At 68.7% G+C, this 23,360-nt stretch carries 29 protein-coding genes and 1 riboswitch; of the genes, 15 read left to right on the top strand and 14 right to left on the bottom strand.

From position 1 onward, the window contains the following. Positions 1-40 precede the first annotated feature (40 nt). Entirely contained in the window at positions 41-1,153 is a 1,113-nt protein-coding gene (locus tag OG817_RS38680; protein ID WP_406049912.1) for a calcium:proton antiporter, read from the top strand. On the opposite strand, the gene OG817_RS38685 is transcribed toward OG817_RS38680, so the two are convergent. Continuing rightward, entirely contained in the window at positions 1,119-2,585 is a 1,467-nt protein-coding gene (locus tag OG817_RS38685) for an ankyrin repeat domain-containing protein (RefSeq protein ID WP_406049913.1), read from the bottom strand. The genes OG817_RS38680 and OG817_RS38685 overlap by 35 nt on opposite strands. Before the next feature lie 144 nt (positions 2,586-2,729). After that, positions 2,730-3,086, bottom strand: coding sequence for a nuclear transport factor 2 family protein (locus tag OG817_RS38690; protein WP_360454083.1), 357 nt, complete (start codon positions 3,084-3,086; stop codon positions 2,730-2,732). A 147-nt stretch (positions 3,087-3,233) separates the two neighbouring features. On the opposite strand from OG817_RS38690, the gene OG817_RS38695 reads away from it, so the two are divergent. Together OG817_RS38695 and OG817_RS38700 are read left to right on the top strand one after the other, a co-directional pair. Beyond that, positions 3,234-3,650 carry a hypothetical protein gene (locus OG817_RS38695; protein WP_406049915.1) on the top strand — a complete coding sequence of 139 codons (417 nt, stop codon included), beginning with the start codon at positions 3,234-3,236 and terminating at the stop codon, positions 3,648-3,650. A 78-nt stretch (positions 3,651-3,728) separates the two neighbouring features. After that, on the top strand, positions 3,729-4,397 hold the full coding sequence (locus OG817_RS38700; protein ID WP_406049916.1) for a TetR family transcriptional regulator: 669 nt from the start codon (positions 3,729-3,731) through the stop codon (positions 4,395-4,397). On the opposite strand, the gene OG817_RS38705 is transcribed toward OG817_RS38700, so the two are convergent. Then, the gene (locus OG817_RS38705; RefSeq protein ID WP_406049917.1) at positions 4,398-4,904 is read right to left on the bottom strand and encodes a DinB family protein; all 507 of its coding nucleotides are present in this window, start codon (positions 4,902-4,904) and stop codon (positions 4,398-4,400) included. Between the two features lie 395 nt (positions 4,905-5,299). Between OG817_RS38705 and OG817_RS38710 the strand changes: the two genes are divergently transcribed. Then, positions 5,300-6,748, top strand: coding sequence for a DEAD/DEAH box helicase (locus OG817_RS38710; RefSeq protein ID WP_406049918.1), 1,449 nt, complete (start codon positions 5,300-5,302; stop codon positions 6,746-6,748). 120 nt (positions 6,749-6,868) lie between these two features. Here the strand turns inward: OG817_RS38710 and OG817_RS38715 are convergent, their stop codons facing one another. Next, a complete protein-coding gene (locus OG817_RS38715) occupies positions 6,869-7,435 on the bottom strand; it encodes a CGNR zinc finger domain-containing protein (RefSeq protein ID WP_406049919.1) in 567 nt (188 codons plus the stop codon). A 62-nt stretch (positions 7,436-7,497) separates the two neighbouring features. Here OG817_RS38715 and OG817_RS38720 point away from each other — a divergent pair, with 62 nt between their 5' ends. The 3 genes from OG817_RS38720 to OG817_RS38730 are packed head-to-tail and all read left to right on the top strand — an operon-like array spanning position 7,498 to position 10,214. Beyond that, positions 7,498-8,400 (top strand): phosphotriesterase, encoded by a 903-nt coding sequence (locus tag OG817_RS38720; protein WP_406049920.1) that lies wholly within the window; start codon positions 7,498-7,500, stop codon positions 8,398-8,400. Between the two features lie 20 nt (positions 8,401-8,420). Beyond that, positions 8,421-8,789, top strand: coding sequence for a DUF1304 domain-containing protein (locus OG817_RS38725; RefSeq protein ID WP_406049921.1), 369 nt, complete (start codon positions 8,421-8,423; stop codon positions 8,787-8,789). A 45-nt stretch (positions 8,790-8,834) separates the two neighbouring features. Further along, positions 8,835-10,214, top strand: a complete 1,380-nt coding sequence (locus tag OG817_RS38730; protein WP_406049922.1) for an MFS transporter — start codon at positions 8,835-8,837, stop codon at positions 10,212-10,214. Here the strand turns inward: OG817_RS38730 and OG817_RS38735 are convergent. Then, on the bottom strand, positions 10,204-10,845 hold the full coding sequence (locus tag OG817_RS38735) for a LysE family translocator (RefSeq protein ID WP_406049923.1): 642 nt from the start codon (positions 10,843-10,845) through the stop codon (positions 10,204-10,206). The two genes, OG817_RS38730 and OG817_RS38735, sit on opposite strands and share 11 nt — an antisense overlap. A 108-nt stretch (positions 10,846-10,953) precedes the next feature. Further along, a riboswitch (cobalamin riboswitch) is annotated at positions 10,954-11,019 on the top strand. Positions 11,020-11,071: 52 nt separating this feature from the next. Between OG817_RS38735 and OG817_RS38740 the strand changes: the two genes are divergently transcribed. The 4 genes from OG817_RS38740 to OG817_RS38755 are packed head-to-tail and all read left to right on the top strand — an operon-like array spanning position 11,072 to position 13,014. After that, positions 11,072-11,269 carry a CbtB-domain containing protein gene (locus OG817_RS38740; RefSeq protein WP_406049924.1) on the top strand — a complete coding sequence of 66 codons (198 nt, stop codon included), beginning with the start codon at positions 11,072-11,074 and terminating at the stop codon, positions 11,267-11,269. Between the two features lie 4 nt (positions 11,270-11,273). Next, a complete protein-coding gene (locus OG817_RS38745; protein ID WP_406049925.1) occupies positions 11,274-12,023 on the top strand; it encodes a CbtA family protein in 750 nt (249 codons plus the stop codon). A 2-nt stretch (positions 12,024-12,025) separates the two neighbouring features. Further along, on the top strand, positions 12,026-12,574 hold the full coding sequence (locus OG817_RS38750) for a histidine phosphatase family protein (protein WP_406057608.1): 549 nt from the start codon (positions 12,026-12,028) through the stop codon (positions 12,572-12,574). 56 nt (positions 12,575-12,630) lie between these two features. Then, positions 12,631-13,014 carry a hypothetical protein gene (locus tag OG817_RS38755; protein ID WP_406049927.1) on the top strand — a complete coding sequence of 128 codons (384 nt, stop codon included), beginning with the start codon at positions 12,631-12,633 and terminating at the stop codon, positions 13,012-13,014. Positions 13,015-13,037: 23 nt separating this feature from the next. Here OG817_RS38755 and OG817_RS38760 read toward each other — a convergent pair whose 3' ends face one another. Genes OG817_RS38760 through OG817_RS38775 form a run of 4 tightly spaced genes read right to left on the bottom strand, consistent with a single transcriptional unit; the run spans position 13,038 to position 15,656 of the window. Beyond that, the gene (locus tag OG817_RS38760; protein WP_396397079.1) at positions 13,038-13,415 is read right to left on the bottom strand and encodes a VOC family protein; all 378 of its coding nucleotides are present in this window, start codon (positions 13,413-13,415) and stop codon (positions 13,038-13,040) included. A 40-nt stretch (positions 13,416-13,455) separates the two neighbouring features. Then, positions 13,456-14,052 (bottom strand): class I SAM-dependent methyltransferase, encoded by a 597-nt coding sequence (locus OG817_RS38765; protein ID WP_406049928.1) that lies wholly within the window; start codon positions 14,050-14,052, stop codon positions 13,456-13,458. Between the two features lie 37 nt (positions 14,053-14,089). Further along, positions 14,090-14,941 carry a fumarylacetoacetate hydrolase family protein gene (locus OG817_RS38770; RefSeq protein ID WP_406049929.1) on the bottom strand — a complete coding sequence of 284 codons (852 nt, stop codon included), beginning with the start codon at positions 14,939-14,941 and terminating at the stop codon, positions 14,090-14,092. A gap of 19 nt (positions 14,942-14,960) precedes the next feature. Next, entirely contained in the window at positions 14,961-15,656 is a 696-nt protein-coding gene (locus tag OG817_RS38775; protein ID WP_406049930.1) for a GntR family transcriptional regulator, read from the bottom strand. A gap of 145 nt (positions 15,657-15,801) precedes the next feature. Between OG817_RS38775 and OG817_RS38780 the strand changes: the two genes are divergently transcribed. After that, on the top strand, positions 15,802-16,935 hold the full coding sequence (locus OG817_RS38780) for a mandelate racemase/muconate lactonizing enzyme family protein (protein ID WP_406049931.1): 1,134 nt from the start codon (positions 15,802-15,804) through the stop codon (positions 16,933-16,935). Next, positions 16,932-17,774, top strand: coding sequence for an amidohydrolase family protein (locus OG817_RS38785; protein ID WP_406049932.1), 843 nt, complete (start codon positions 16,932-16,934; stop codon positions 17,772-17,774). The genes OG817_RS38780 and OG817_RS38785 overlap by 4 nt, the downstream gene beginning before the upstream one ends. On the opposite strand, the gene OG817_RS38790 is transcribed toward OG817_RS38785, so the two are convergent. Together OG817_RS38790 and OG817_RS38795 are read right to left on the bottom strand one after the other, a co-directional pair. After that, positions 17,749-18,867 carry a DNA polymerase IV gene (locus tag OG817_RS38790; protein WP_406049933.1) on the bottom strand — a complete coding sequence of 373 codons (1,119 nt, stop codon included), beginning with the start codon at positions 18,865-18,867 and terminating at the stop codon, positions 17,749-17,751. The genes OG817_RS38785 and OG817_RS38790 overlap by 26 nt on opposite strands. Positions 18,868-18,879: 12 nt before the next feature. Further along, positions 18,880-19,314 carry a GNAT family N-acetyltransferase gene (locus tag OG817_RS38795; RefSeq protein WP_406049934.1) on the bottom strand — a complete coding sequence of 145 codons (435 nt, stop codon included), beginning with the start codon at positions 19,312-19,314 and terminating at the stop codon, positions 18,880-18,882. A 158-nt stretch (positions 19,315-19,472) separates the two neighbouring features. On the opposite strand from OG817_RS38795, the gene OG817_RS38800 reads away from it, so the two are divergent. Together OG817_RS38800 and OG817_RS38805 are read left to right on the top strand one after the other, a co-directional pair. Then, positions 19,473-19,787, top strand: a complete 315-nt coding sequence (locus OG817_RS38800; RefSeq protein ID WP_360454023.1) for a WhiB family transcriptional regulator — start codon at positions 19,473-19,475, stop codon at positions 19,785-19,787. 153 nt (positions 19,788-19,940) lie between these two features. Then, positions 19,941-20,354: a PaaI family thioesterase gene (locus OG817_RS38805; RefSeq protein ID WP_406049935.1), complete on the top strand. Its 414-nt coding sequence runs from the start codon at positions 19,941-19,943 to the stop codon at positions 20,352-20,354. 5 nt (positions 20,355-20,359) lie between these two features. Here OG817_RS38805 and OG817_RS38810 read toward each other — a convergent pair whose 3' ends face one another. From OG817_RS38810 to OG817_RS38820, 3 genes are all read right to left on the bottom strand, one after another. Next, positions 20,360-20,683 carry a zf-TFIIB domain-containing protein gene (locus OG817_RS38810; protein WP_406049936.1) on the bottom strand — a complete coding sequence of 108 codons (324 nt, stop codon included), beginning with the start codon at positions 20,681-20,683 and terminating at the stop codon, positions 20,360-20,362. Between the two features lie 75 nt (positions 20,684-20,758). Next, a complete protein-coding gene (locus tag OG817_RS38815) occupies positions 20,759-21,163 on the bottom strand; it encodes a nuclear transport factor 2 family protein (RefSeq protein WP_406049937.1) in 405 nt (134 codons plus the stop codon). A gap of 283 nt (positions 21,164-21,446) precedes the next feature. Further along, a complete protein-coding gene (locus OG817_RS38820) occupies positions 21,447-23,327 on the bottom strand; it encodes a penicillin-binding transpeptidase domain-containing protein (RefSeq protein ID WP_406049938.1) in 1,881 nt (626 codons plus the stop codon). Positions 23,328-23,360 lie beyond the last annotated feature (33 nt).

A 23,360-nucleotide genomic window follows, 5' to 3' on the forward strand; every position in this document is an offset into this window, starting at 1 on the left:
GCCAACCGGATATCGCCGTACGCCATAGACTTCTCGGGGGATGACAAACACCGTGGTCCAAGGGTTGCCGCGCTGGAGTCTGGCCGTGCCCCCGCTCGCTCTCGTCGTCCTGGTCCTGTCCTGGGGTCGTGACCTGGGTGTCATCCTGCTGATCCTGGTCTGCGCCGGTCTGGGCGCGGCGGTGATCGCGGCCGTCCACCATGCCGAAGTGGTCGCACATCGCGTCGGTGAACCGTTCGGCACGCTGATTCTCGCGCTCGCGGTGACGGTCATCGAGGTCGCACTGATCGTGACGCTGATGGCGTCCGGCGGCGACAAGGCCGCGTCGCTGGCGCGGGACACCGTGTTCGCCGCGGTGATGATCACCTGCAACGGCATCCTCGGCCTGTCACTCGTTGTCGGCTCGTTGCGGCATCACGTGCAGGAGTTCCGCGTCCGTGCGTCGACCGGTGTGCTCGCGGTGATGACCGCGCTGGTGACGCTGAGCCTGGTGCTGCCGACGTTCACGACCAGCGCGCCGGGGCCGCAGTTCAGCACGGCTCAGCTCGCGTTCGCAGGTGTGGCGTCACTCGTGATGTACGGCGTTTTCGTGTTCGTCCAGACGATCCGGCACCGCGACTACTTCCTTCCCGTCCCCGACGCGGAGGCCGAGGGCGAGGACGTGGAGAGGGAGGAGGTGCACGCGGCCGCGCCGAGCGCGAAGGTCGCGCTCCTCAGCCTTGGACTGCTGTTCGTCTGCCTGATCTCGGTCGTCGGCCTCGCCAAGACAGTCTCGCCGAGACTCGAGTCCGCGGTGGAGTCGGCCGGTGCACCCGTGGCCGTGGTCGGTGTCGTCATCGCGCTGCTGGTGCTGCTGCCGGAGACGGTTGCCGCAGTACGCGCCGCACTGCGGAACCGCCTCCAGACCAGCGTCAACCTGGCTCTTGGCTCAGCGCTCGCCAGCATCGGCCTGACCATCCCGGCGATCGCGGTCGCCTCCATCTGGCTGGACGGCCCGTTGGTGCTCGGCCTCGGTGGCATGGAGATGGTGCTGTTCGCGCTGACCGTCGTGACCAGCATTCTCACCCTCGCCACCGGCCGGGCGACCCTGCTTCAGGGCGCCGTCCACCTGATGGTGTTCAGCGCGTTCCTGTTCCTTGCCGTAAGCCCTTGAGGTAGTCGATCACCGCCTGCTTGCGGTCGTCGTCGGCCCAGCTGTGCTCTGCCCAGCCCAGCGCGGGCCCGTCGTACGAGGGATCGCGCAGTTCGGGATCGGCGCCCAGCTCGACGAGCTTCTTGACGGTGTCGAGGTGGCCGTTGATCGCGGCTTGGTGAATCGGCGCGGACCCCGCCATCACGTTGAGGTCGAAGCCCAGGTTCTTCAACGGCTCCAGAGCTTCGGTCCGGCCGATCTCGGCGGCCCGGAGGGGAAGGTACGGATTGCGCGCAATGGCTCGCGAGATCAGTTCGGGGCTGACGGCCGGGGTCTCACCCCGCATGACGGCGGCGAAGACCTCGTGTACGTCGTCCAGTGGCGCCGCACCGCGAGCACGCAGCAGCTCCGCGATCTCGGTGTGCCCCTGGATGGCGGCGAACTCGTAGGCGCGATGCCCACCGAAGCCCGGATGCTCGGTACCACGTCCCTCCGGATCGATGCCTTGGGCAATCACCAGCTCGGCCCGGTGCAGCAGGCCTGTCGACGCCGCGAAGACCAGCTCGTCCTCCAGCAACTGCTGCGGTGTCGGATGTGCGGTCGTCATCCGCTCGTGCCACGGGCCGCCGTCGCCTGTGCCCAGTCCGTACTCGAGCAGGAGCTCCAGGTGGACGTCGTCGTACGGCGGAGGGCAACCGGGACCGCAGTTGTACATGGTCTGGCTGTCGTTCGGATCGGCTCCGGCGTCCAGCAGCAACCGCGCGAGCTCGACCCGGTCGCGGTGCGGTGGCTGATCGCCTTCACCACGACCGAACGCCCCGGTCAAGGCAGTGAACGGTGACGGCATGCCCTGCCACAGATAGCCTGCGTTCGGGTCGGCGCCATGCTCGAGGAACAGCCGTGCGATCTCCACCTGATGCGGTACGTCGAGCCGCCCGTAGGTGATGTAGAGCAACGGTGGCCAGCGGTACGGCCCGCCTTCCTCCCTTGCCTGCCAGGGATCCGCCGCAAGAACCTCGCGTACGGCGTCCAGCTCGCCGGCCACCGCCATCGTGTAGATGTTGCTCCGAGCAACCTCTGGGAACTGTTCGAGCAACTGCTCCGCGGACCGCTGCCGGGCCGGATCGTCCTGTCCGTAGTGCAGCGTCGCGAGCCGCAGGAACTCCTCGGCGCGTTGCTCCGGGGTGTCGAGCGGACCACCGATCGACTGGCGGTGCGGGGAGCGGCTGTACTGGTCGACGAGCTCCAGATGCCGGACGATCCGCGGCCAGCTGGGGAATCCGTAGCTGCGGGCGATCACCAGTTGCGCGTCGGCCAGCGACTGGACGGGATGGAACTCGTCGGCCAGGGCGACGGCCTCGTCGTCCCCGGCGCGGACCTGCTTGAGCAAGGTCTTGGCCTGCTTGCGCAGGTGGTCCAGGTGCGGGTCGTTCGGGAGATTCCGGGTCGGCATCGCGACCTCCTCTCTACGAGCCTGCTGTCCGCGTCGTCAGGCGAGAAAGGAGGTGAACAACGACCACACAACTCCGTGATCAGGTGGGCTGAGCCCTTCCCGCGGACCGGTGGCACCCTGAGTGCCTACCGGCACGGTAACCCATCACGGCTTCTCCATCCACCACTCGGTGAACTCGTGGGCGCGGTCGCGGGCGAGGCGGATCACCCACAGGTTGCTGAACTCGCTCGGCGGCTGGGTCTGGTACGTCGTCCAGCCGCGGACGAACCCGACACCGTCGCCGAACCCGAGTACCTCGTACTCGAACCTCGTCTCACCCGGTGCGTCCGCCACCTCGAGCCAAGCCGCGACGATCGCCTCCCGGCCCACCACCGGCTCGTCGTCCGGGCGGCGGTGCCAGAGGGCGTCCTCGGTCCAGAGCGCCGCGATGTGGCCCGGGTCGTTCGACTCCCAGGCCTTCCGGTATTTGGCGACCCAGCGGTCGAGATCCTTCTCCCGCATGGTCAGACGATCCTCGTCATGCGGCCATCCTGCCTCAGCGCGAGACCCAGCTCACGTCGTCGCCTACTTGAACGTGTTCAAAAGTCGGTCGTACGCTCGGCACGTGACCAAATTTGAACGTGTTCAGTTTGTGAGGACGTGGTGAGCATGACCGTGACGACGTACCTGATCTATCTGCTGGTCTCGGTGCCGTTGACGATCTGGGTGGCCCGGACGCTGAGCCACAACGGCCGGATCTTCCTGATCGATGTGTTCCACGGCAACGAGGACTTCGCCGACGCTGTGAACCGGCTGCTGGTGGCCGGGTTCTACCTGGTCAACCTGGGGTTCGTGACGTTGTTCCTGCGCGCCGACAAGGTGGTCGTCGACGCTCGCGGGGTGTTCGAGCAGCTGAGCGTGAAGCTCGGCATCGTGATGCTCGTGCTCGGTGTGCTGCACCTGATGAACGTCTGGATCTTCAACATGATCCGCCGCCGCAGCCAGCTCGAGACCATGACCAACCCACCGGTTCCGCCGAACGACGTACTCCCGGCCGAAGCGCTGGCCAAGACACCGGTCCACTAGGGTCCGTGTACGTCGGGGACCACGCCGGGCTGTGGAGTTGGGCGGGTGTGCGCGATGGGGGTGACTACGCTGACGGATGTGACGGAAAGTGCGACCACCAAGGGTGAGCAGACCCGGGAGCTGATCCTGTCCACCGCGCTGCGGCTGTTCCGCGAGCAGGGGTACGGCAAGACGACGATGCGGGCGATCGCCACCGAGGCGGGTGTCTCGGTCGGCAACGCTTACTACTACTACGGCTCCAAAGAGCACCTGATGCAGGCGTACTACGACCACCTGCAGGTGCAGCACGTGGAGGCGGTCGAGTCGGTCCTCGCGACGGAGAAGGCATTCGTCCCGCGGCTGACCGGCGTACTGCGGGCCTGGCTGGAGGTGTCCGCGCCGTACCACGAGTTCGCCGGCACGTTCTTCAAGACAGCGGCGGAACCGAAGAGCCCGCTGTCGCCGTTCAGCGACCAGTCGCGGCCCGCGCGGGAGGCGAGCGTCGAGCTGTTCCGCCGGGTCGTGGAGGGATCGGACCACAAACTGCCGGCCGACCTGAAGGCGGAGCTGCCCGAGCTGCTGTGGCTGATGCAGATGGGGATCGTGCTGTTCTGGGTGCACGACGACAGCAAGGATCTTCGTCGTACCAAGGTGCTGATCGATCGGTCCGTCCCGCTGGTCGACCGGCTGCTCCGGCTGACCCGCATCCCGGGCGTCCGGGGCGTGACCAACGATCTGGTCGGGCTGATCCGGTCGATCAAGCGCTGACTATTCGCCGGTCAGGCCGTCGATCCGTTCGCGGAGGAGGTCGGCGTGGCCGTTGTGGCGGGCGTACTCCTCGATCATGTGGATGTAGAGGTAGCGGACGGAGTACTCACCCTCGTGGCCCGGGCGCAGGAACGTGTCGTCCAGGGTGTGGCCCGCGGCGATCTCGCCGGACACCCTGACGATCTCCCGGAATTCCGCGAGATCGCGCTCGGCCCGAGCCGGGTCGGTCAGGTCGAAGTCGCCGTCCGGATGCTCAGCGGTCCAGTGCAACGGCGGCGCCGGGAGCTGGGCGAGCGCCCGGTGGAACCAGTACTTCTCGACCTCGCTCAGGTGCCGGACCAGCCCGATCAGCGAAAGGCTGGACGGGTCGACACTGCGCTGGACCAACTGCGCCCCGGTCAGTCCGGACACCTTCCACAGCAGCGTGCCGCGGTGGAAATCCAGGAATCCCTGCAGAAGCGCACGTTCGCCGCCGGCGGTCGGCGGATCCACCCGGTTCTCAGTCATCACGGTGCACAACATAGGGCACGTCTCTCGCCGTGTGACGAGCGTCCTGTGAACAAACCGGCGCGGCGCGGACCCTGCGTGACGTAGACTGTCCATGACGGCCCGCCCAGTTCTGCCTCGGGCCGGAGCGCCTGTGACAGAGCGCTAGCAGTCGACCACCACGCGCCGCGGCCGATGAACGGCCGCGCCGGGCAGGACGACCCCCCGACTTTCTGGAGTACTACATGGCGGCCCGCCGCCCGACATCAACGCAATCTGCCCAAACACCCTCCACCTCCCGTCCCCGCCGGCGTCGCCGTTCCGACGGCGCCCCGCGGCCGAAGGTTGCTCAGAGCAACAAGGCCGTCACGCGGGAGGCTTACGAACAGGTCGCGGAAGTAGTTGTCCCGGACAACTTGACGTTCGCGGACCTCGGCGTACCGGCGTCCCTGGTGGCCGCGCTCGCGGCGACCGGGGTGACCAAGCCCTTCCCGATCCAGGCGGCGACACTGCCGGATGCTCTGGCCGGCAAGGACGTTCTCGGCCGCGGCCGGACCGGATCCGGCAAGACCTACGCCTTCGTGCTGCCCGTGCTGGCCCGGTTGGCCGCCGGCCGGACCAAGCGGCGTCCGAATCACCCGCGTGCGCTCATCCTGGCGCCGACGCGCGAACTGGCCACCCAGATCCAGGCGTCCATCACACCACTGACCGACGCGCTCGACCTGCGCACGATGACTATCTTCGGTGGTGTCGGCCATGGTCCGCAGATCACCGGACTGCGCAAGGGTGCCGACATCGTCGTCGCCTGCCCGGGGCGGCTCGAGGACCATCTCCAGGCCGGGCACGTGAAGCTCGACGCGGTCGAGATCACCGTGCTCGACGAGGCTGATCACATGGCGGACCTCGGCTTCCTGCCCGCGGTACGGCGGATCCTCGAGGCGACCCCGGCAGGAGCGCAGCGGCTGCTGTTCTCGGCCACGCTGGACGCGGGCGTCGATGTCCTCGTGCAGCGGTTCATGACCGACCCGGTCACGCACAGCGTGGACTCGGCGCAGTCGCCGGTCTCGAAGATGACCCACCACGTGCTGCACGTCCAGCCCGACACCCGGCTCCCCGTGCTCGTCGACCTGACCGCGGCACCGGGACGGTCGCTGGTCTTCACCAGGACGAAGTACGGCGCGAAGTCGCTGACCAAGAAGCTGATCGCGCAGGGCGTGCCGGCGGTCGAACTGCACGGCAACCTGTCCCAGGGCGCGCGCACCCGGAATCTCGAAGCCTTCTCCGAGGGTACGGCGAAGACACTCGTCGCCACCGACATCGCGGCCCGGGGGATCCACGTCGACGACGTTGCGCTGGTGATCCACGCGGATCCGCCGATCGAGCACAAGGCGTACCTGCACCGCTCCGGCCGGACTGCCCGCGCCGGCGCCGAGGGCACGGTCGTCACGCTGATGACCGACGCCCAGGTTCGTGACGTGCGCGACCTCACTCGCAAGGCCGGTATCGCGCCGACCATCACCAAGCTCACCACCGGCGACCCGCTGCTCTCCGAGCTGGCTCCGGGCGAGCGCACCTTCGTAGCTCCGCAGCTCGCAGCCGCAGGAGCCGCGGCTCCAGGCCGTTCGTCGAATGGCCGAGGTTCGGCGGAGTCCGGCTCCGCCAGCCGCGGTGCGGGCGGTCGTGGTGGTGGTGGTCGCCGCCGGCGTGGTGGCCGGGGTGCTCAGGCGCCCGGCGCAGGCCGCCCGGGCGGCGCAGCCTCCTCGGGGTCTGCCAAGCGCCCGGCTCCCGCGTCCGGCTCGACCTCGCGGTCGGGCGGAGCGGCCGCGTTCTCGGCCGGCACCCGCGCCTCCCGCCGGAGCCGCTGATCGCATTCCCGGCTGTCGCCGCGGCGTCGGCCGGGGAGGCGCGATCGTCGTCTGCCGCAGGCCACGCGTCCTGCCGGAGCTCTTGAAGTTGCTGTAGGCAACCGTCGGTCGGGCTGACTCTCAGTCAGCTTGGCCGGCGGTTTCCGCGTGTTTGCGGGCTCGGTGGGCTCGGACTCGGCCTCTGGTGGCGCAGGTGGGGTTGGGGCACCAGCGGCGGCGGCCGGTGGGGTCGCTGAACACGCCGCGGCAGTCGTGTTCGGGACAGGCGGAGAGGAAGGCGCGCTCGGGTCCGGTCAGGTGATCGACGGCCTGACGGGCGATCCGGGACAGCGCGTCCGCCGTCGTCCGTGGACGGGAGCGCTCGAGCCGATCAGTCACCGTCAGCACCGGTGAGTCGCCCTCGAGAAACGCCGCCAGCGCCTCCGCCGTCGCCGCATCAGGGGGTACGCCGTCCACCGTCGCGAGCGCGATCGGTCGCAGGATCTCCCGTAGCTCCCATCCCCTCTCGAGGTCCGCCGACGTCACCTTCCGCACCGGCCGCAGTTCCACCAGGTCGAGCCATTCCGTGAACCGCTCGACCGTCGGCACCCGCTCCACCGGGTTCTCCCCGAAATGCGTTCCGCGCGTGGCGAGCAGGTTCAGCCACGTCGCGCCGAGATCCAGCCGGAACTCCATCCGATCAACCACCTGGACATCGTAACGCCTCGCCCGTTACGTTAGTAACGCTTCAACCGTTACAAGGAGGCGCAGTGATCCGCACCGTCACCGGTCACATCCGGCCGGACCAGCTCGGCGTCACCGACTCGCACGACCACCTGTTCTTCAGTACGCCGTTCCTCGCCGGGCAAGAGCTGGACGACGTGGACGCGGCCCTGGCCGAGACGCGAGCCTTCGCCGCGGCCGGGGGTCAAGCGATCGTGCAGTGGACGCCGCATGGTCTGGGGCGCCGAGCCGACGCATTGCCCGGAATCTCAACCACCACAGGTGTTTCGCTGATCGCGGCCACCGGACTGCACCGCGCCGAGCTCTACCCGGAAGGCTTCGTCGACCAGGTCCGCCCGAAGCTGGCCGAGATCTTCCACGCCGAGCTGACCGTTGGCATGGGCAACAGTCCGGTCCGCGCCGGGCTGATCAAGGTTGCCGGTGGCTACCACGTGCTGGATTCCCATGCCCGCTGGGTGATGCGGGCCGCCGCCGAGGCGCATCATGCGACCGGCGCACCGATCGCGGTGCATCACGAACTCGGGACCGCAACGGACGCCGTACTCGATCTGCTGGTCGACGAACTCGCCGTACCGCCCGCCAGTGTGATCCTCGGGCACCTGAACCGGTTCCCTGATCATCGTGGGCATCTCGAGCTGGCCGAGCGGGGTGCGTGGCTGGCGTTCGACGGGCCGTCACGGGCGAATCACGCGACCGACCCGTGGCTGATCGACTGCCTGGCCGCGCTGGCCGACGCCGGGTACGCCGACCGGCTGCTGCTCGGCGGCGACACGACGACCGCCCGTGCGCGGGGCGCGACTGGTGAGGGCCCCGGCATGCCGTACCTGCTGACCCATCTCCGGCCGCGGATCGCGCAGCGGCTGGGTGCCGAGGTGGCGGACGCGGTCTTCACCACCAACCCTGCTCGCGCCTTCGACTGGAGCAGCTGAGAACCCGGTACGTTTCCGGCATGAGCGTTGTCGCGCAGGTGTTCGTGGCTTTGGCCGGGGTCTTCCACGTCGCGGTGTTCGCCATGGAGAGCCTGCTGTTCCGCAAACCGAGCACGTACCACCGCTTCCTGATCAAGGACGAGACGGAGGCGGCGGCCGCGCGGCCGTGGGCCTTCAACCAGGGCTTCTACAACCTGTTCCTGGCGATCGGCGCGATCGGCGGCCTGATCTGGGGCGGGGACAAGGGCCACGCCATCGCGCTGTTCAGCTGCGCGTGCATGGCCGGTGCCGGCATCGTCCTGATCGCCTCGGACCGCCGGATGGCGCGGGCCGCGGCCACCCAGGCGGTTCCGCCGATCCTCGCCCTGGTGCTCGCAGCCGTTCTCTGACCCGGGGTTGACTTCAAGTGCCCTTGATGTCTGAGGGTGCTTGGCATGACCATTGCTGCCGAGCCCACCCTCGACCAGGGCACCCCAGCCCCGTCCGGCGGCGTACTCGCGCCGCAGTACCGCGCGCTGACGGTCGGGATGGTCGCGTTGATCACCCTGGTCGCGTTCGAGTCGCTCGCCGTCACGACCGCGATGCCGACCGTCGCGCAGGCGCTGGACGGACTCAGTCTGTACGCACTCGCCTTCGGGGGACCGCTCGCCTCCGGCGTGATCGCGATGGTCGTCTCGGGCACCTGGAGTGACCTCAAGGGCCCGACCCGCCCGCTCTGGCACGGGACCGCCTGGTTCCTGGCCGGTCTGATCATCGCAGGCCTGGCTCCGAGCATGGAGATCCTGGTCGTGGGCCGGATCATCCAGGGCTTCGGCTCAGGTCTGCTCACGGTCGCGCTGTACGTCGTCGTCGGGCAGCTGTACCCGGCCCGGCTGCGGCCGCGCATCTTCGCCGCCTTCGCGACCGGCTGGGTGGTCCCCTCGCTGGTCGGACCCGCGATCGCGGGGCTGATCGTCGAGAACGCCAGCTGGCGCATCGTCTTCCTCGCCGTGCCGGCCCTCGCGATCCCGGCGGCGCTGGTGATGCGGCCCGGGCTCAGAGGCAGCACACACGAACCCCTCCCGGGACGGCTGTGGGACAAGCGAGCGCTGTGGGCGGTCGCGGCCGCGGTCGGGGTTGGTCTGCTCCACTACGGCGGCCAGCAGCACGGCATACTCCAGCTCGCGTTGCTGGCGGTCGGGCTCGGTGGCGTGGTCGCCTTCGCGCCGAAGCTGCTGCCGCGTGGAACCTTCACCTTCGGACGCGGTCTGCCCTCGGTGGTCGCGCTGCGCGGGCTGGTCGCGGCGTCCGGCTTCGGTGCCGAGGTGTTCCTGCCGCTGATGCTCACCCGTGAGCGTGGCCTGTCCCCGGCCGTCGCCGGTCTGGTGCTGACCGTCAGCGCACTCAGCTGGACCGCGGCCTCGTGGTACCGCGGCCGCCCGAACCAGCCGTTCTCGCACTCGGTCTTCCTGCAGGCCGGCATGGTCGCGATCCTGCTCGGCATCGTGACCGCCACGCTGACCCTGAACGACAACGTGCCGGTCGTCGTCGGCATCCTCGGCTGGAGCCTCACCGGACTCGGCATGGGCACGGTCTTCCCGACGCTGTCCGTACTCGTGCTGGACTACTCCGAATGCGAGGAGCAGGGCGCCAACAGCTCGGCCGCGCAGTTGAGCGACTCGTTGGCCACGGCAACGATCCTGGCGATCGGCGGTTCGCTCTTCGCGGCACTCGAGCCGCATTCCGCGCTGACGGCGTACCTGGTTGCGTTCGGTCTGCCTGCCGTGCTCGCGCTGCTCGGTGTCCAGGCTGGCCGGCGTACCGCTACTCCTTAGAGCCGGTCACGGCGATGCTGGCGCCGAGGCCGATGATCATCAGACCGCCGGTGCCGCCGACCAGTTCGAGCCGGCGCGGCGAGCGGGCGAACCACTCGCGTGCGGTGCCGGCCACCACGGCCCAGACGCTGTCCGAGCAGAGCGCGATCAGGATGAAGACCAGGCCGAGAACGAGGATCTGGAGCCAGGCCGGGCTGGCCGCGCCCTTGTCGACGAACTGCGGCAACGCGGCAGCGAAGAAGACCGCGGTTTTCGCGTTGGTGACCCCGACCAGGAAGCCCTGGCGCATGGTCCGCCGGCTGTTGCCCGGCTTGACCCCGCTGGTCATCGCCTCGACCAGCGACTTGCGGGCGCGGAAGGCGTGCACCCCGAGATAGATCAGGTACGCCGCGCCCGCGAGCTTCACCACGGTCAGGGCGATCGCACTGGCCGCGATCAGCGTGCCGAGTCCGAGGGCGACCGCGACCAGCATCACGGCGGCTCCGATGGTGTTGCCGACCATGGTCAGTACCGCTTCCCGGCGGCCGACCGCGAGGGCCCGCCCGACGATGAACAGCACGCTCGGACCGGGGACGACGATGATGATGAACGCGGTGATCGCGAAGGCGACCAGGTGATGAGCGGACGGCATCTGCCCAGAGTAGGTCCGGGGGTGGGGAACGTCACCCGGCCGTCCCACGCGTTGACCCCTCTCCATCCCCACCGCTACGGTTCGGGGGACAACCTGCGGTGCCATGAGGGAAGCCGGTGAGAGTCCGGCACGGCCGCGCCACTGTGAGCGAGCTCAGCTCGTGAGTCAGGACGCTCGGGCACCAGCAGCCTTTCGAAGGGGACGCGCACTTCCCCAGGAGGTTCAGATGGCAGCTCCTGCCCGCTCGGTCGCCGTACCGGCCTATTCACCCCGGCTCCTCGCCGCCGCCGCGCTCAGCTTCGGCGTACTGCTCCTGCTCGGCTACCTCGTCATGTTCGACCAGGGTGCGGTGTCGCACTCGGGCATGTACCTGCACGAGTTGATGCACGACGGTCGCCACCTGCTCGGCGTGCCCTGCCATTAACCCCATGCGCACCTTCGGATCGCTCCTGGTGCGCGGACTGATCATCGGACTCTTCGCCGGCCTGCTGGCCGGAACGTTCGCGTACGTGACGGGCGAACCGCACGTCGACGCCGCGATCGCGATCGAAGAGGCCGGTGCCGCGCATACCCACGACCATGGCGACGGTGCTGAAGCCGCCGCCGAAGAGGAACCGCTCGTCAGCCGCGACGGCCAGAAGGCCGGGCTGTTCCTCGCGACCACCCTGTACGGCATCGCGCTCGGCGGGATGTTCGCCGTCGCCTTCACGCTGCTGCGGCGCAAGCTGCGGACCGAACGTGATCCGTACGCCGCTCTCGGCCTGGCCGCTGCCGGCTTCGTCGGGATCGTGCTGGTCCCGTTCCTCAAATATCCACCGAATCCACCCGCGGTCGGCGATCCGGACACGATCACCCGCCGTACGGTGACCTATCTGCTGACGCTCGTGATCGGACTGCTCGCGGTCTGGGCCGGTGTCGCGGCATCGCGTTGGGCCGCACGGTACGGCGACGTCGCCCGGCTGGCCGGCGGCGCGGCTGCCTTCCTCGTCACGATCGTGATCGCGTACCAGATCCTGCCGTCGATCAACGAGGTTCCGGGGTCGTTCCCCGCTACGCTGCTGTGGCAGTTCCGGTTCGCCTCACTCGGTACGCAGGCGACGCTGTGGCTCCTGCTCGGATTCGGGTACGCCGCCGCGGTGGACCACCGGCTGTCCCGACAGAAGGTGGTTGCCGCTTGAGCGTGTCGCTGACGCTGGTCGCCCATGCACTGACCCCTGGGTTGCGTGGACTTGTGCTCGGTGGTGACCACGAGCCGGATCCGTCCGGTGTCGACGCGGCGCGTGAGCTGACGGTCGAGGCCGACGCGGTCTTCGCCGGTCCCGAGGTGGCCGCCGTACGGACCGCGGAGGCGCTCGGCCTGACGCCCGTCGTCGAGCCGGCGCTACGGGACCGCGAGTACGGCGATTGGTCCGGACGCGGACTCGAGGAGTTGCTCGGGGTCGATCCGGAACGTGTCACGGCATGGCTGGAGCGCCCACACACGGCGACGCCGGGCGGCGAATCGGAGAACGACGTACTCACCCGGGTCGCCGACTGGCTCGGCGACCTCGGTGAGCTGCCCGGTGAGCGGCGTACCGTCGTGGCCGTCGTCCATCCGGCGGTCGTGCGGGCGGCCGTGCTCTACGTCCTGGACGCGCCGGCTGAGTCGCTCCGGCACGTGGACGTCCGGCCGCTTGCCCGGGTCCGGCTCTCGCTGCACGAGGGTTCCTGGTCTTTGGCCTTCGCCTGACGTACGAATCGCTGTCTGGCGTCGCCAGAGTGGCCGCCAAGGTGTAGGACCGGGATATGACGCTCACCGAAGCCCGCAACTTCCTCCGCTCGGAACTGCTCGCGGTCGCGGCGATCGTCGTCCCTGGCCAGACACCGACGGTGACGCACGACGTCGGCCCGGTCAGCCAGGAAGCCCTGTCGGACGACCGTGGTCCGGAGTCGGTCTGCACGATCACAGTCGAAACCGGCGACCCGACTTCGCCCGACCCCGAGGCCCACATCGGCTTCGCCGCCGAAACCCTCGACGGCCGCGGCTGGAAGGTCGAGGTCGCCCCGGTCGAAGGCGACCACCACCACCTCACCGCGAACCGTGACGGCTACGACCTCACCGTAGACGCCAGCACCACAGACTGGCGCCTGACCTTCACCGGCCAAACCCCCGTCACCGACGACCTCTGAGCCAACTGGGGACGGCCTGACGGTCAACTGGTGGCGGCTCGTTCGGCGGCGCTGCGGAGTACACAGAACTCGTTGCCTTCAGGGTCGTGCATGACGACCCAGCCGGTGCCGTCGGGTTCGCGGTGGTCGTTGGCGATGGTGGCGCCGATGGTGAGCAGCCACTCGACCTCCGCGTCGCGCAGACCGTCCGGCTCGAGGCAGAGGTGGACGCGGTTCTTGACCACCTTCTCGTCGTCGTTCTGGCCGAAGAGCAGCGTCATCGAGTCCGTGACGACGGCGGCGTACGGGTCGTCCGGCGCGTCGTCGTCGGGGCGCGGCGCTCTCAGCACCTGCAGCCAGAAGCCGGCCAGCTCGTAGGGGTCGTGGGCGTCGAAGGTCACCGTGCGAACGTGCGAAGTCATGCGCCGAGCGTCGCGTACGCCGGGTGTCACCGCCACCGGATTACCTACGGAACATCAGGCACTCATCGGGGATCGCGGAGTCGAGGTACGGCGTGAAGCCGGCGGCGACTGCGATCGCGGTGAGTCCCTCAGGCAGCCATCGATGGACGTAGATGTTCATCGGGTGGCCGCCGTACCCGGAGGTCTTGTGCGTCGACTTCGCACCGACGTGGAACCCCATCAGCAGAACCCCACCGGGCCGCAGGACGCGGTGGAACTCGGCAAAGGCCTGCGGGACCACGTCGCGAGGCAGGTGGATGACAGACCACCACGACACCACTCCGCCGAGCTCGCCATCGGGCAGGTCCAGCGCGGTCATCGAACCGACCCGGTAGTCCAGACCCGGATGGTCCCGCCGGGCGACGTCGATCATCCCGGGGGACAGGTCGATTCCGATCACCGGCAGACCACGGTCAGCGAGCAGGCCGACCACCCGGCCCGGTCCGCACCCCACGTCCAGCACCGGCCCACCTTCGGCGAGCTTCCCGAACAGGTCGAGAGTCGGCGCCTCGAACGGCGGGCCTTCCTGCACGAGCTCGGCGTACGAGACGGCAACAGTGTCGTACGACGTCCGGATGTCGGCGAGATGATCGGTCACCCGGCCGACACTAGGGCCGGCCGGGGACAGTTTCGGATCAGGCCTTTCCGAGGGTCTGCTTCTGCCGGCCGAGGCCCTGGATCTCCAGCTCCATCGTGTCGCCGGGCGCCAGGTACGGGAACCTGCCGGACAGCGCGACGCCCTCCGGAGTGCCGGTGTTGACGATGTCGCCCGGGTCGAGCGTCATGTACTGCGACAGGTCGCGGATCAGTGCGGCGACGCTGAAGATCATGTCCCGGGTGTTGGAGGCCTGCCGCGGCTCCCCGTTGACCCAGGACTTCAGGTCGAGGTTCTGCGGGTCGCCGATCTCGTCGGCCGGGACCAGCGCCGGGCCGAGCGGGTTGAACGTCTCGCAGCACTTGCCCTTGGACCACTGGCCGCCGGACTGCTCGAGCTGGAAGGCCCGCTCGGACACGTCGTTGGACACGGCGTACCCGGCGATGCACGCCAGCGCTTCCGCGTCGGAGTCGACGTACCGGGCCTGCTTGCCGATGACGACGGCGAGCTCGACCTCCCAGTCGGTCTTGGTCGAACCGCGCGGGACGAGGACGTCGTCGTACGGGCCGACGACCGTGTTCGGGGTCTTGAAGAAGACGATCGGCTGCTTCGGCGGCTCGGCGCCGGACTCGGCCGCGTGGGCGGCGTAGTTCTGGCCGATGCAGACCACCGCGCCAGGCCTGGCGATCGGGGCGCCGATCCGTAGCCCTTCGACGTCGACAGCCGGCAGGTCGCCTGCCTCGAGCGCGGTGCGGGCCCGGGCGATGCCGTCGCCGGACAGGAAAGCGCCGTCGATCTCGGCGGTGACGGAGCTCAGGTCGTGAACGGTGCCGTCGGCGGCGCGCACGTACGGGCGCTCCTCACCGACCGCGCCGAGGCGCAGCAGTTCCACAAAGATCTCCCTGGGTGAGTCATTCCTGGTCGAAGATCGGCCGCAACCGGGCCCGGGAGGCCTCGATATGCGCCCGCATCGTCGCGGCCGCCTCCTCCGGGTCGCCCTTGCGGACGGCGGTCACGACAGTCTTGTGCTCCCGCAACGCCTTTGTCGCGATGCCGCCACCGTAGTACAGCCGGAACAGGTGCAGGTGGCAGTGTGTCCGCGCAAAGGACAGCCGGGCGGTCTCGTTGCCGGACAGCTCCAGCACCAGGTCGTGGAAGCGCTGGTCGTGCGCCGCCATCGCCCGGTAGCTCTCGTACGCCGGGCGGTCCGGTACGTCGGTGTAGCTCAGCATCTCGGCCTTGAGCCGGGCCAGGTCCTCGGTGCCGGCCCGCTGGGCGGCGCGCCCGGCCGCCCACGGCTCGATGTGCAGCCGGTACTCGAACAGGTCGTCGAACTCGTCCCGGGTCAGCCGGGACGACACCCGGTAACCGCGCAGCGGCTCCTTGATCACCAATCCATCGGACTCCAGCCGCGCCAGCGACTCCCGGATCGGGGTCTGGGAGATGCCCAGTTCGCGGGTCAGTGCGTCGATGTTCAGCCGGGTGCCCGGCTGCACCACGCTGTCCATGATCAAGCCCTTGACCGTCTCGTAGACGTCGTCGCTCAACACCTGTCGCTGGGGCAGGCGCGAGAGCTGCCCCGCCAGACCCACATGCGCATCCGTCACCGTCGCTCCTCCCGAAGCCCGAGCCTCGATCGTGGATCGAGGCCAATTCTGCCCGACCCGCATCGTTACCTGGACAAGTCTTGACGCGTCCAGTGTGAGGCGGCAGCATCAGGTTGGCAATATCCTATAGGATCTGGAGCCGCCCATGACCACTCTGTCCCGCCGGATCGCATCAGTCGGGCTGCCGGCCGGTACGACGGTAACCCGGGCCGAGGCGTTCCTGGTGGACCTGGAGGTCGAGACGGTCCGGACCGACGCCGTGCAGTCCTTCCTGAAGCAGGAGACGGTCTTCGTCGAACTGGAGACCTCGGACGGAGCGGTGGGACTCGGGTACTCCTACACGATCGGCACGGGCGGCACCGCCGTACTGGCGCTGCTGCGAGATCACCTGCTGCCGCGACTGGTGGGTGCCGACGCGCGCAATGTCGAGGGGTTGTGGTCGGACCTGTTCTGGTCCACGCACGCCACGACAGTCGGAGCGATCACCTCGCTGGCCCTGGCCTCGGTGGACACCGCGCTGTGGGATCTGCGGTGCCTGCGCGCCGGTGAGCCGTTGTGGCGGCTGGCAGGCGGGTTCCGGCAGCAGGTCCCGCTGTACGACACCGAGGGCGGTTGGTTGCACCTGACAACCGATGAGCTCGTCGCGGGCGCACTGGCGTCGCAGCAGGCGGGCTGGCCGGGCGTCAAGCTCAAGGTCGGCAAGCCCCGGGTCCACGAGGATCTCGACCGGCTCCGGGCGGTCCGGGACGCGGTCGGTCCCGCGCTGGACATCATGGTCGACGCGAACCAGTCGATGACGTACGCCGAGGCCAAGCGACGGGCCGCCGCGTTCGAGGCCGTAGACCTGGCGTGGTTCGAGGAGCCGCTGCCGGCCGACGACGTGACCGGCCACGTCCGGCTCGCGGAGTCGACCTCGATCCCGATCGCGGTCGGCGAGTCGCTGTACTCGATCTCGCAGTTCCGCGAGTACGTCGCCGCTGGTGGCGCCGGGATCGTTCAGGCCGACGTGGCCCGGATCGGCGGGATCACGCCGTGGCTCAAGGTCGCGCACCTGGCCGAGGCGTTCAACCTCGAGATCTGCCCGCACTTCCTGATGGAACTGCACGTGAGTCTGACGGCCGCCGTGCCGAACGGACGGTACGTCGAGCACATCCCGCAACTGCGGGCGATCACGCGGTCCGAGATGGCTGTGGTGGACGGACACGCGGTCGCGCCCGACGCGCCCGGGTTGGGTATCGACTGGGACCGCGACGCGATCGACGATCGGAGAGTGGCATGAGCAGAGTCGATGCCCATCACCACGTCTGGGATCTGACCGTCCGTGAGCAGAGCTGGATGGCCGGCCCGGAGCTGGACCCGATCCGGCGCAACTTCGCCGTCGAGGATCTGGCGCCGTTGGCCGCGGCCGCAGATGTCACGGCGACGGTTCTGGTGCAGACCGCCGGGTTGGTGGAGGAGACGGTCGAATTCCTGGAGGTTGCTGAGAGCAACGAGCTGGTCGCGGGGGTGGTCGGGTGGGTGGATCTCACGGCCGATGACGTGGCGACGGCGTTGTCCGGGCTGTTGGCCCGGCCGGATGGCCTGTATTTGAAGGGAATCCGCCACCAGGTCCACGACGAGCCTGATGTCGACTGGCTTCTCCGGCCCGAGGTCCGGCGCGGCCTCGCCGCAGTCGCCGACGCCGGTCTGGTCTACGACCTCCTGACCAAGACTCCACACCTCCCGGCCGCCATCTCGACCGCTCGCGCGTGCCCCCAGTTGACCTTCGTCGTCGACCACATCTCCAAGCCCGTGATCGGTGAGCCCCTGGAGCCGTGGGCAAGTCAGCTGCGTGAGCTGGCAGCGCTGCCGAACGTCACCTGCAAGCTCTCCGGGATGGTCACCGAGGCATCGTGGACCGATTGGAAGCCGGCCGACCTCCAGCCGTACGCCGACGTCGTACTGGATGCCTTCGGCCCCGACCGTGTGATGTTCGGTTCCGACTGGCCCGTCTGCCTGCTGGCCGCGACGTACGCCCAGGTGGTCGACACAGCGGAGACTCTGACAGCCAGGCTGGGTCCCGCGGAGCGCGAAGCGGTCTTCAGCACCACGGCTACCCGGACCTACAAGCTGTCCTGAGGGGGGCGAACTCGAGGCGGACGCCGAGGAGGCGGATGGGGCGGCGGAGTTCGAACTTCTCCAGCAGGGCGAGGGCGGTGGCGGCGATGACCTCGGGGTCCTGGGTGATCTCCGGGAGCTTGCGGCTCTTGATCGGGGTGTAGAAGCTGATGAAGCGGACCTTGACCCAGATCCGCTGGATGCTGCGGCCCTCGGCGACCACGTCCCGCGTCACCTCGACCGCGATCCGGCGCAACTGCTCCTCCACCTCGGCGCGTTCGACCAGATCCTCGGCGAACGTCTCCTCGCGACTGCGCGACACCGGTTCGCGCGGTACGTCGGTCACCTGGGTGTCTCCGAGTCCGCGGCCCAGGGCGGCGTACCAGGCGCCCATGTTCGGGCCGAACCGCTTCCGCAGTACGTCGACGTCCGCGGCGGCCAGGTCGGCAACAGTGACGATGCCGAGCTCGTTGAGGTTCCGTTCCATCCGGCTGCCGATACCCCACAGTTCACGCACGGCCCGGTGGTCCATCACCTCACGCCAGTTCGCGCCGGTCAGCCGGTAGACGCCGTCGACCTCACGGTGCTGCACCGCGCCATCCGCCGTACTGGCGTCCTCGAACGGCGTCGCATGCGACCGCGCCTGCTTCGCGAACGTGGTCGCCAGCTTCGCGCGGGTCTTGTTGTCGCCGATGCCGACCGAGCAGGTCAGCGTGGTCCGTTCCGCGACGGCTGCGCGGAGGTCGGCCGCGAGCTGCTCGGGGTCGTCGGTCTCCGCGCCGACGAAGCATTCGTCCCAGCCCCACACCTCGACCACGACCGGGAACGACCGCAGCGCGTCCATCACCTCGGTCGACGCCGCCTCGTAAGCGGCCGGATCGGACGGCAGGAACACTGCCTGCGGGCACTTCTTGTACGCCGCCCGCACCGGCATCCCCGAATGCACGCCGTACTCACGAGCCTCGTACGACGCGGTGGCGACAACCTGCCGCGGTTGGGTCGGATCCCCAGACCCGCCGACGACCACCGGCAGACCGCGCAGCTCGGGCCGCCGCCGGATCTCCACAGCGGCGATGAACTGATCCATGTCCACATGCAGGACCCACCAGGTCATCGCGGCCCCACGTCAGAGTTCCTTGCGCATCTGCTGCGAGGTGACGGTGTAGCCGAGCGAGTTGTAGAGGCTGATCGCTGTGGTGTTGTTGCCGAACACGTTGAGGTCCAGCTGGGTGTGCCCGAGCCGCCGGCACTCCTCCTCGCCGGCCAGCATGATCGCCCGGCCGTAGCCCTTGCCGCGGTAGCCGGAGTCCACCTCGATGCCGTAGATGAACGGGATCCTCGGTTTGGTGCTGATCCACAGGCTGCCTATCACCTGGTCACCGTCACAGGCCATCCAGATCAGGGTGTTCTCGCTGGCGCGACCGTCGGGGAGGAGCTTGTCCGTCTCGCGATGCGCGAACTCGAGCGCCTCCGCGGGGTCCAGGCCACGGGCCGGTCCGATGCCGGCGGCGAACGACTCGGCGTTGCGGTCCTTCCACTGCTGGAACTCGGTCTCGGTCATCGGGCGAAGGGTCACCGGAGGCGTGGTCACGTGCTGACGATAGCCCCGAGGGTTTGCGGACGGGTACCAGGACAAATGCCCGCGGTTGTGGATCCAGCCGCGGCTGACCGACCGATGCCGAGGTGTCACACCATGACAGCGCAGCCGAGGAGCCCGTCATGAGACGGCGCAAACCGCCCGCCGGAGCGGTGGCCAGGGCCCCGGAGGGCCTACCGTCCCCGCTGCTCGAGAACTGGGCCTGGCAGGACCAAGCCGCCTGCGCCGAGGTCGACCCGGAGCTGTTCTTCGCCGCGGAGTCCGAACGCGGCCTGCGCAAACACGCCCGCGAGGTGCTCGCCAAGGCGCTCTGCAGGACCTGCCCGGTACGGCGTGAGTGCCGCGAACATGCCCTCATCGTCGGCGAAGCGTACGGCGTCTGGGGCGGCACGACCGAAGAGGAGCGCGAGCCGGCCCTCCACGGCCGCCGCCACTAGCCCTCAGCCGCGGTCCGGGTGTTGTCCGTAATTACTCTTTCAGCCTGTCCACCCTTACGACCACAACTGAATCCCTGGCCCAGGTCTTGACTGCCTTTCGCTGACGGCATGATGGTCGGATGTCCGCAGCCACCGGCTGGTTAGCCTGTCGGCATGGAGCTGACGTTCGAACTGGCCGAGAAGGTGCTCGCCGCGCAACCGTTCAGCGTGCTGCTCGGCGCGCGGCTGACCGCCTTCGGCGACGGTGCCGCGACCCTCGAGCTGGACATCCGGGACGAACTTCGGCAGCAGAACGGCTTCCTGCACGGGGGAGTCCTCGGTTATGCGGCCGACAACGCGATCACCTTCGCCGGCGGTACGGCGCTGGGCCCGGAGGTGCTGACCGGTGGGTTCACGATCAGCTACCTCCGTCCGGCCCAAGGCGCCGTACTGCGAGCCGAGGCGACGGTCGCGCACGCCGGCAGCCGGCAGGCCACCTGTACCTGCCGGCTGTCGACCGTCGACGAGTCGGGCGACGTCACCCTGTGCGCGCTCGCCCAAGGCACCGTCATCGCCCTCCGCCGCTGACTACTTCAGTCGAAGAGTTCTTCCAGGAAGGACTTCTTCTTCTTGCGCGGGTACTGCTGGTTCCCGTAGCGCGGGTCGTACTTGCGATCCTTGTCGTAGCGGCGGTCGTCGTCGTACCGCCGGTCATTGTCGTAGCGGCGGTCGTCGTGCCGCTTCTCCTCGTGGCGCGGCTGCGGGCTGTTGTACTCGAGCTCGGCATCCACCAGCCGCTCCAGTTCACCCCGGTCGAGGAAGATCCCGCGACACTCGCCGCACTGGTCGACGGTGACGCCGCTGCGTTCGTAGGTGCGCATCGCGCCTCGGCACTTGGGACAGGTCAGGCTCTCCATCCAGCAACCCTAAGTGACGAAATCGCCGGAACGCCGGGCTTTCAGGGAACTCTCAGGGTCTTCGGAGCACAACTCTCAGGAGATTCGATCGGTCGCCGATACAACCCGCTCCACAAGGTGTTCCCGCCCGGCAGGCGGGTCGTACGACTCGGGCCAGAAATCCGTGATCCGGGTGATCAGCCCGTCGTCGAGCTCGAGGTACACCAGCCCGACCATCTCCTCGTCACCCACGGTGAAGTTCATCGATCCGGCCGCGCTGGTCCCGTCCACGATCAATCGCGTCACGATGGCGGTCCAGTCGCCCGGATACTCCCGGTTGAACCGCAGGTACTTCGCCCGCCCCACAATCCGTTCCCGAGTCTGCGGCAGCTCGTAAACCACCTCCGCACTCAGCAGTTCCCCGAACGCGTCCCACTCCCGCCCCGCCATCGTCGCGAAGTACCGCCCCACGACATCCCGAGTCCGCTGCGTCTCGTCCATGCCCAGACGCTAATCGGCCCCGCCGACACTCCTGCGGCGGTGCGTGCGCCGCAGTTGGACAGGAGGTATCCGGTCGGAGGGTAGTGCAGTTGAGCGTGCGTGCGCTCTGTGTACGGTGTATCGCGGGCGCACTACCTGTCGATCTGCACACTCTCCTGTGGGCATCGAGTCGTAGGCCCCTTGTCCCTGGACAGCTCACAAACCTCGACAGGAAACGGTGTGCGGCACTTCAGCCACACCCAAACCACTCACACCTCAGTCAGAAGAGCCGGGTGGTCATAGCTCACTTCGTGTGGCTGAGGAAGTTTTGGACTATGGGTCCGGCTGCCTTGCCGCCGGAGGCGCCGCCTTCGACGATGACGGCGAAGGCTACGTCGCCGCGATAGCCGACCATCCAGCCGTTGGTGACGACCTTGCCCTTCTGGACGACCTCAGCGGTACCGGTCTTCGCGGCCACCGCACCGTTACCCGACAGCAGATGCGCGGTGCCGTTGGTGACCGTGGTCCGCATGAAGGTTCGCAACGCCGCAACGGTTGCCGCAGGCAACGGAGAGGCGGCTGCCCCGGCGGCGTCCTTGCCCGGTACCAGGACCGGCTTCATCGCGGTCCCGTGGTCGACCGCCGCACCGATCAGCGCGACCGCCAGCGGGCTCGCGGTGACCGTGCCCTGACCGATCATCGAGGCCGCCTCGGCGGTGTCGTCCTTCGGCGCCGGCACCGAACCGCCGTACGCCGAGAGCGACAGGTCGAGTTCACGTCCGATGCCGAACATCGCCGCGGCCTTCGTCATGCCGTCCTTCGGCAGCCGCGCGTGCTGCGAGATGAACGCCGTGTTGCACGACTCGTTGAACGCCTTCTGCATCGTGCCCGCGCCGTACGCCGCCAGCCCGTCGTAGTTCTTGAACGACTTGCCGAACACGTTGATCGTGTTCGTGCACGGCAGCGTGGTCGCCGCGGTCTCGCCGCTGCCCAGCAACGCCGCCGACGTGACGATCTTGAACGTCGACCCGGGCGCGTACTGGCCCTGGAAAGCGCGGTTGTAGCTGGCCGGCGTGGGTCCGTTCGCCGCCGCCAGGATCTGACCGGTCGAGGCCTGGACGGCGACCAGCGACGCCGGCAGCTTGCTCGTCGCCAGCGCGGCCTCGGCCGCCTGCTGCATCTTCGTGTCCAGCGAGGTCTTCACCGGCTTGCCGACCGTGCCCTGCTGGCTGAAGACCGTCTTGATCGTCAGCTTGGTCTTGCCGTCCCGCAGCGTGACCGTGCCACCCGGCGTACCGGCGAGCTGCTGCTGGAACGCGTACTGCAGGCCCGTCGTCCCCACCTGGTCACTGGCCGACGCGCTCGGGCCGGCGTTCTTCAGCGTGTCCTCGGTCGCGGTCCGCATGGTGCCGATGATCGACCGCGCGAACGTCGGCGTCGCCGCCAGTGACTGCGTCCCGCCCATCGTCAGTACGCCGGGCAGCTTGCCCATGATCGGCCGCAGCCGGTTCCACTCCTCGGACCGGATCGTGATCGCTTCGACGAACTGCCCGGCCGGCGCCGCCTTGGCCCGCGCGGCCAGCTTCGCGCCGTCCACATCGAGGTTCTTCGTGAACGCGGCGTACGTCGCCGGCGTCGCCACGGTGCCCGACGCCACGCCGACAATGACGACCGGACGGTTCGCCGTCAGCGCGGCGCCGTTGCGGTCCAGGATCGAGGCGCGCGCGGGGAGCGCCCGGACCCGCTTGAGGTAGTTCGCGTCGCCGAGCCCCGGGTAGATGGTGTCGCCGGAGGCCTTGATCTTCCACGCGTCGCCGGTCTTCACGGCGGTCGCCGTACTGGTCCACTTCATCGTGCCGATGCCGCGCAGTTCGGCCTCGACCGCCAGGTCCTGCGTGCAGTTGGTGCCGTCGGTGCACTTCGGGTCGCCCTGCGGCGTCACCTTCACCGTGTTCGCGATCAGCGCGCTGTCCACGTCGTCGAGCCGCTTGCCGAAGACCGTCGGGTTGTCGGTGAACGCCGCCGCCGCGTCCGGCTTCCCGTCCGGCGCCCACGCCTGCACCCAGGCGTCGGCGAACTGCTTCACCACCTCGGCGGACGCCTGCTTCTCGTCGTTCGGGTCCGGCTTCCCACCTGCTCCTGATTTGCTGTCGGAACAACCAGCGGTGATCAGCAGACTACTCAAGCAGACGATGGCAGCGGTTCGCTTCACGTTTCC

It is taken from the genome of Kribbella sp. NBC_00889 (assembly GCF_045207705.1).
Classification (GTDB): domain Bacteria; phylum Actinomycetota; class Actinomycetes; order Propionibacteriales; family Kribbellaceae; genus Kribbella.

Bases quoted from the DNA above. Each gene is read 5' to 3' on its own strand.
- OG817_RS38680 (WP_406049912.1), top strand. From the start codon at position 41: ATGACAAACACCGTGGTCCAAGGGTTGCCGCGCTGGAGTCTGGCCGTG.
- OG817_RS38815 (WP_406049937.1), bottom strand. From the start codon at position 21,163: ATGGACGAGACGCAGCGGACTCGGGATGTCGTGGGGCGGTACTTCGCG.
- OG817_RS38810 (WP_406049936.1), bottom strand. From the start codon at position 20,683: ATGGAGAGCCTGACCTGTCCCAAGTGCCGAGGCGCGATGCGCACCTAC.
- OG817_RS38685 (WP_406049913.1), bottom strand. From the start codon at position 2,585: ATGCCGACCCGGAATCTCCCGAACGACCCGCACCTGGACCACCTGCGC.
- OG817_RS38745 (WP_406049925.1), top strand. From the start codon at position 11,274: ATGCGCACCTTCGGATCGCTCCTGGTGCGCGGACTGATCATCGGACTC.
- OG817_RS38740 (WP_406049924.1), top strand. From the start codon at position 11,072: ATGGCAGCTCCTGCCCGCTCGGTCGCCGTACCGGCCTATTCACCCCGG.
- OG817_RS38795 (WP_406049934.1), bottom strand. From the start codon at position 19,314: ATGACCGAGACCGAGTTCCAGCAGTGGAAGGACCGCAACGCCGAGTCG.
- OG817_RS38780 (WP_406049931.1), top strand. From the start codon at position 15,802: ATGACCACTCTGTCCCGCCGGATCGCATCAGTCGGGCTGCCGGCCGGT.
- OG817_RS38805 (WP_406049935.1), top strand. From the start codon at position 19,941: ATGGAGCTGACGTTCGAACTGGCCGAGAAGGTGCTCGCCGCGCAACCG.
- OG817_RS38735 (WP_406049923.1), bottom strand. From the start codon at position 10,845: ATGCCGTCCGCTCATCACCTGGTCGCCTTCGCGATCACCGCGTTCATC.
- OG817_RS38730 (WP_406049922.1), top strand. From the start codon at position 8,835: ATGACCATTGCTGCCGAGCCCACCCTCGACCAGGGCACCCCAGCCCCG.
- OG817_RS38760 (WP_396397079.1), bottom strand. From the start codon at position 13,415: ATGACTTCGCACGTTCGCACGGTGACCTTCGACGCCCACGACCCCTAC.
- OG817_RS38785 (WP_406049932.1), top strand. From the start codon at position 16,932: ATGAGCAGAGTCGATGCCCATCACCACGTCTGGGATCTGACCGTCCGT.
- OG817_RS38790 (WP_406049933.1), bottom strand. From the start codon at position 18,867: ATGACCTGGTGGGTCCTGCATGTGGACATGGATCAGTTCATCGCCGCT.
- OG817_RS38755 (WP_406049927.1), top strand. From the start codon at position 12,631: ATGACGCTCACCGAAGCCCGCAACTTCCTCCGCTCGGAACTGCTCGCG.
- OG817_RS38725 (WP_406049921.1), top strand. From the start codon at position 8,421: ATGAGCGTTGTCGCGCAGGTGTTCGTGGCTTTGGCCGGGGTCTTCCAC.
- OG817_RS38695 (WP_406049915.1), top strand. From the start codon at position 3,234: ATGACCGTGACGACGTACCTGATCTATCTGCTGGTCTCGGTGCCGTTG.
- OG817_RS38690 (WP_360454083.1), bottom strand. From the start codon at position 3,086: ATGCGGGAGAAGGATCTCGACCGCTGGGTCGCCAAATACCGGAAGGCC.
- OG817_RS38800 (WP_360454023.1), top strand. From the start codon at position 19,473: ATGAGACGGCGCAAACCGCCCGCCGGAGCGGTGGCCAGGGCCCCGGAG.
- OG817_RS38705 (WP_406049917.1), bottom strand. From the start codon at position 4,904: ATGACTGAGAACCGGGTGGATCCGCCGACCGCCGGCGGCGAACGTGCG.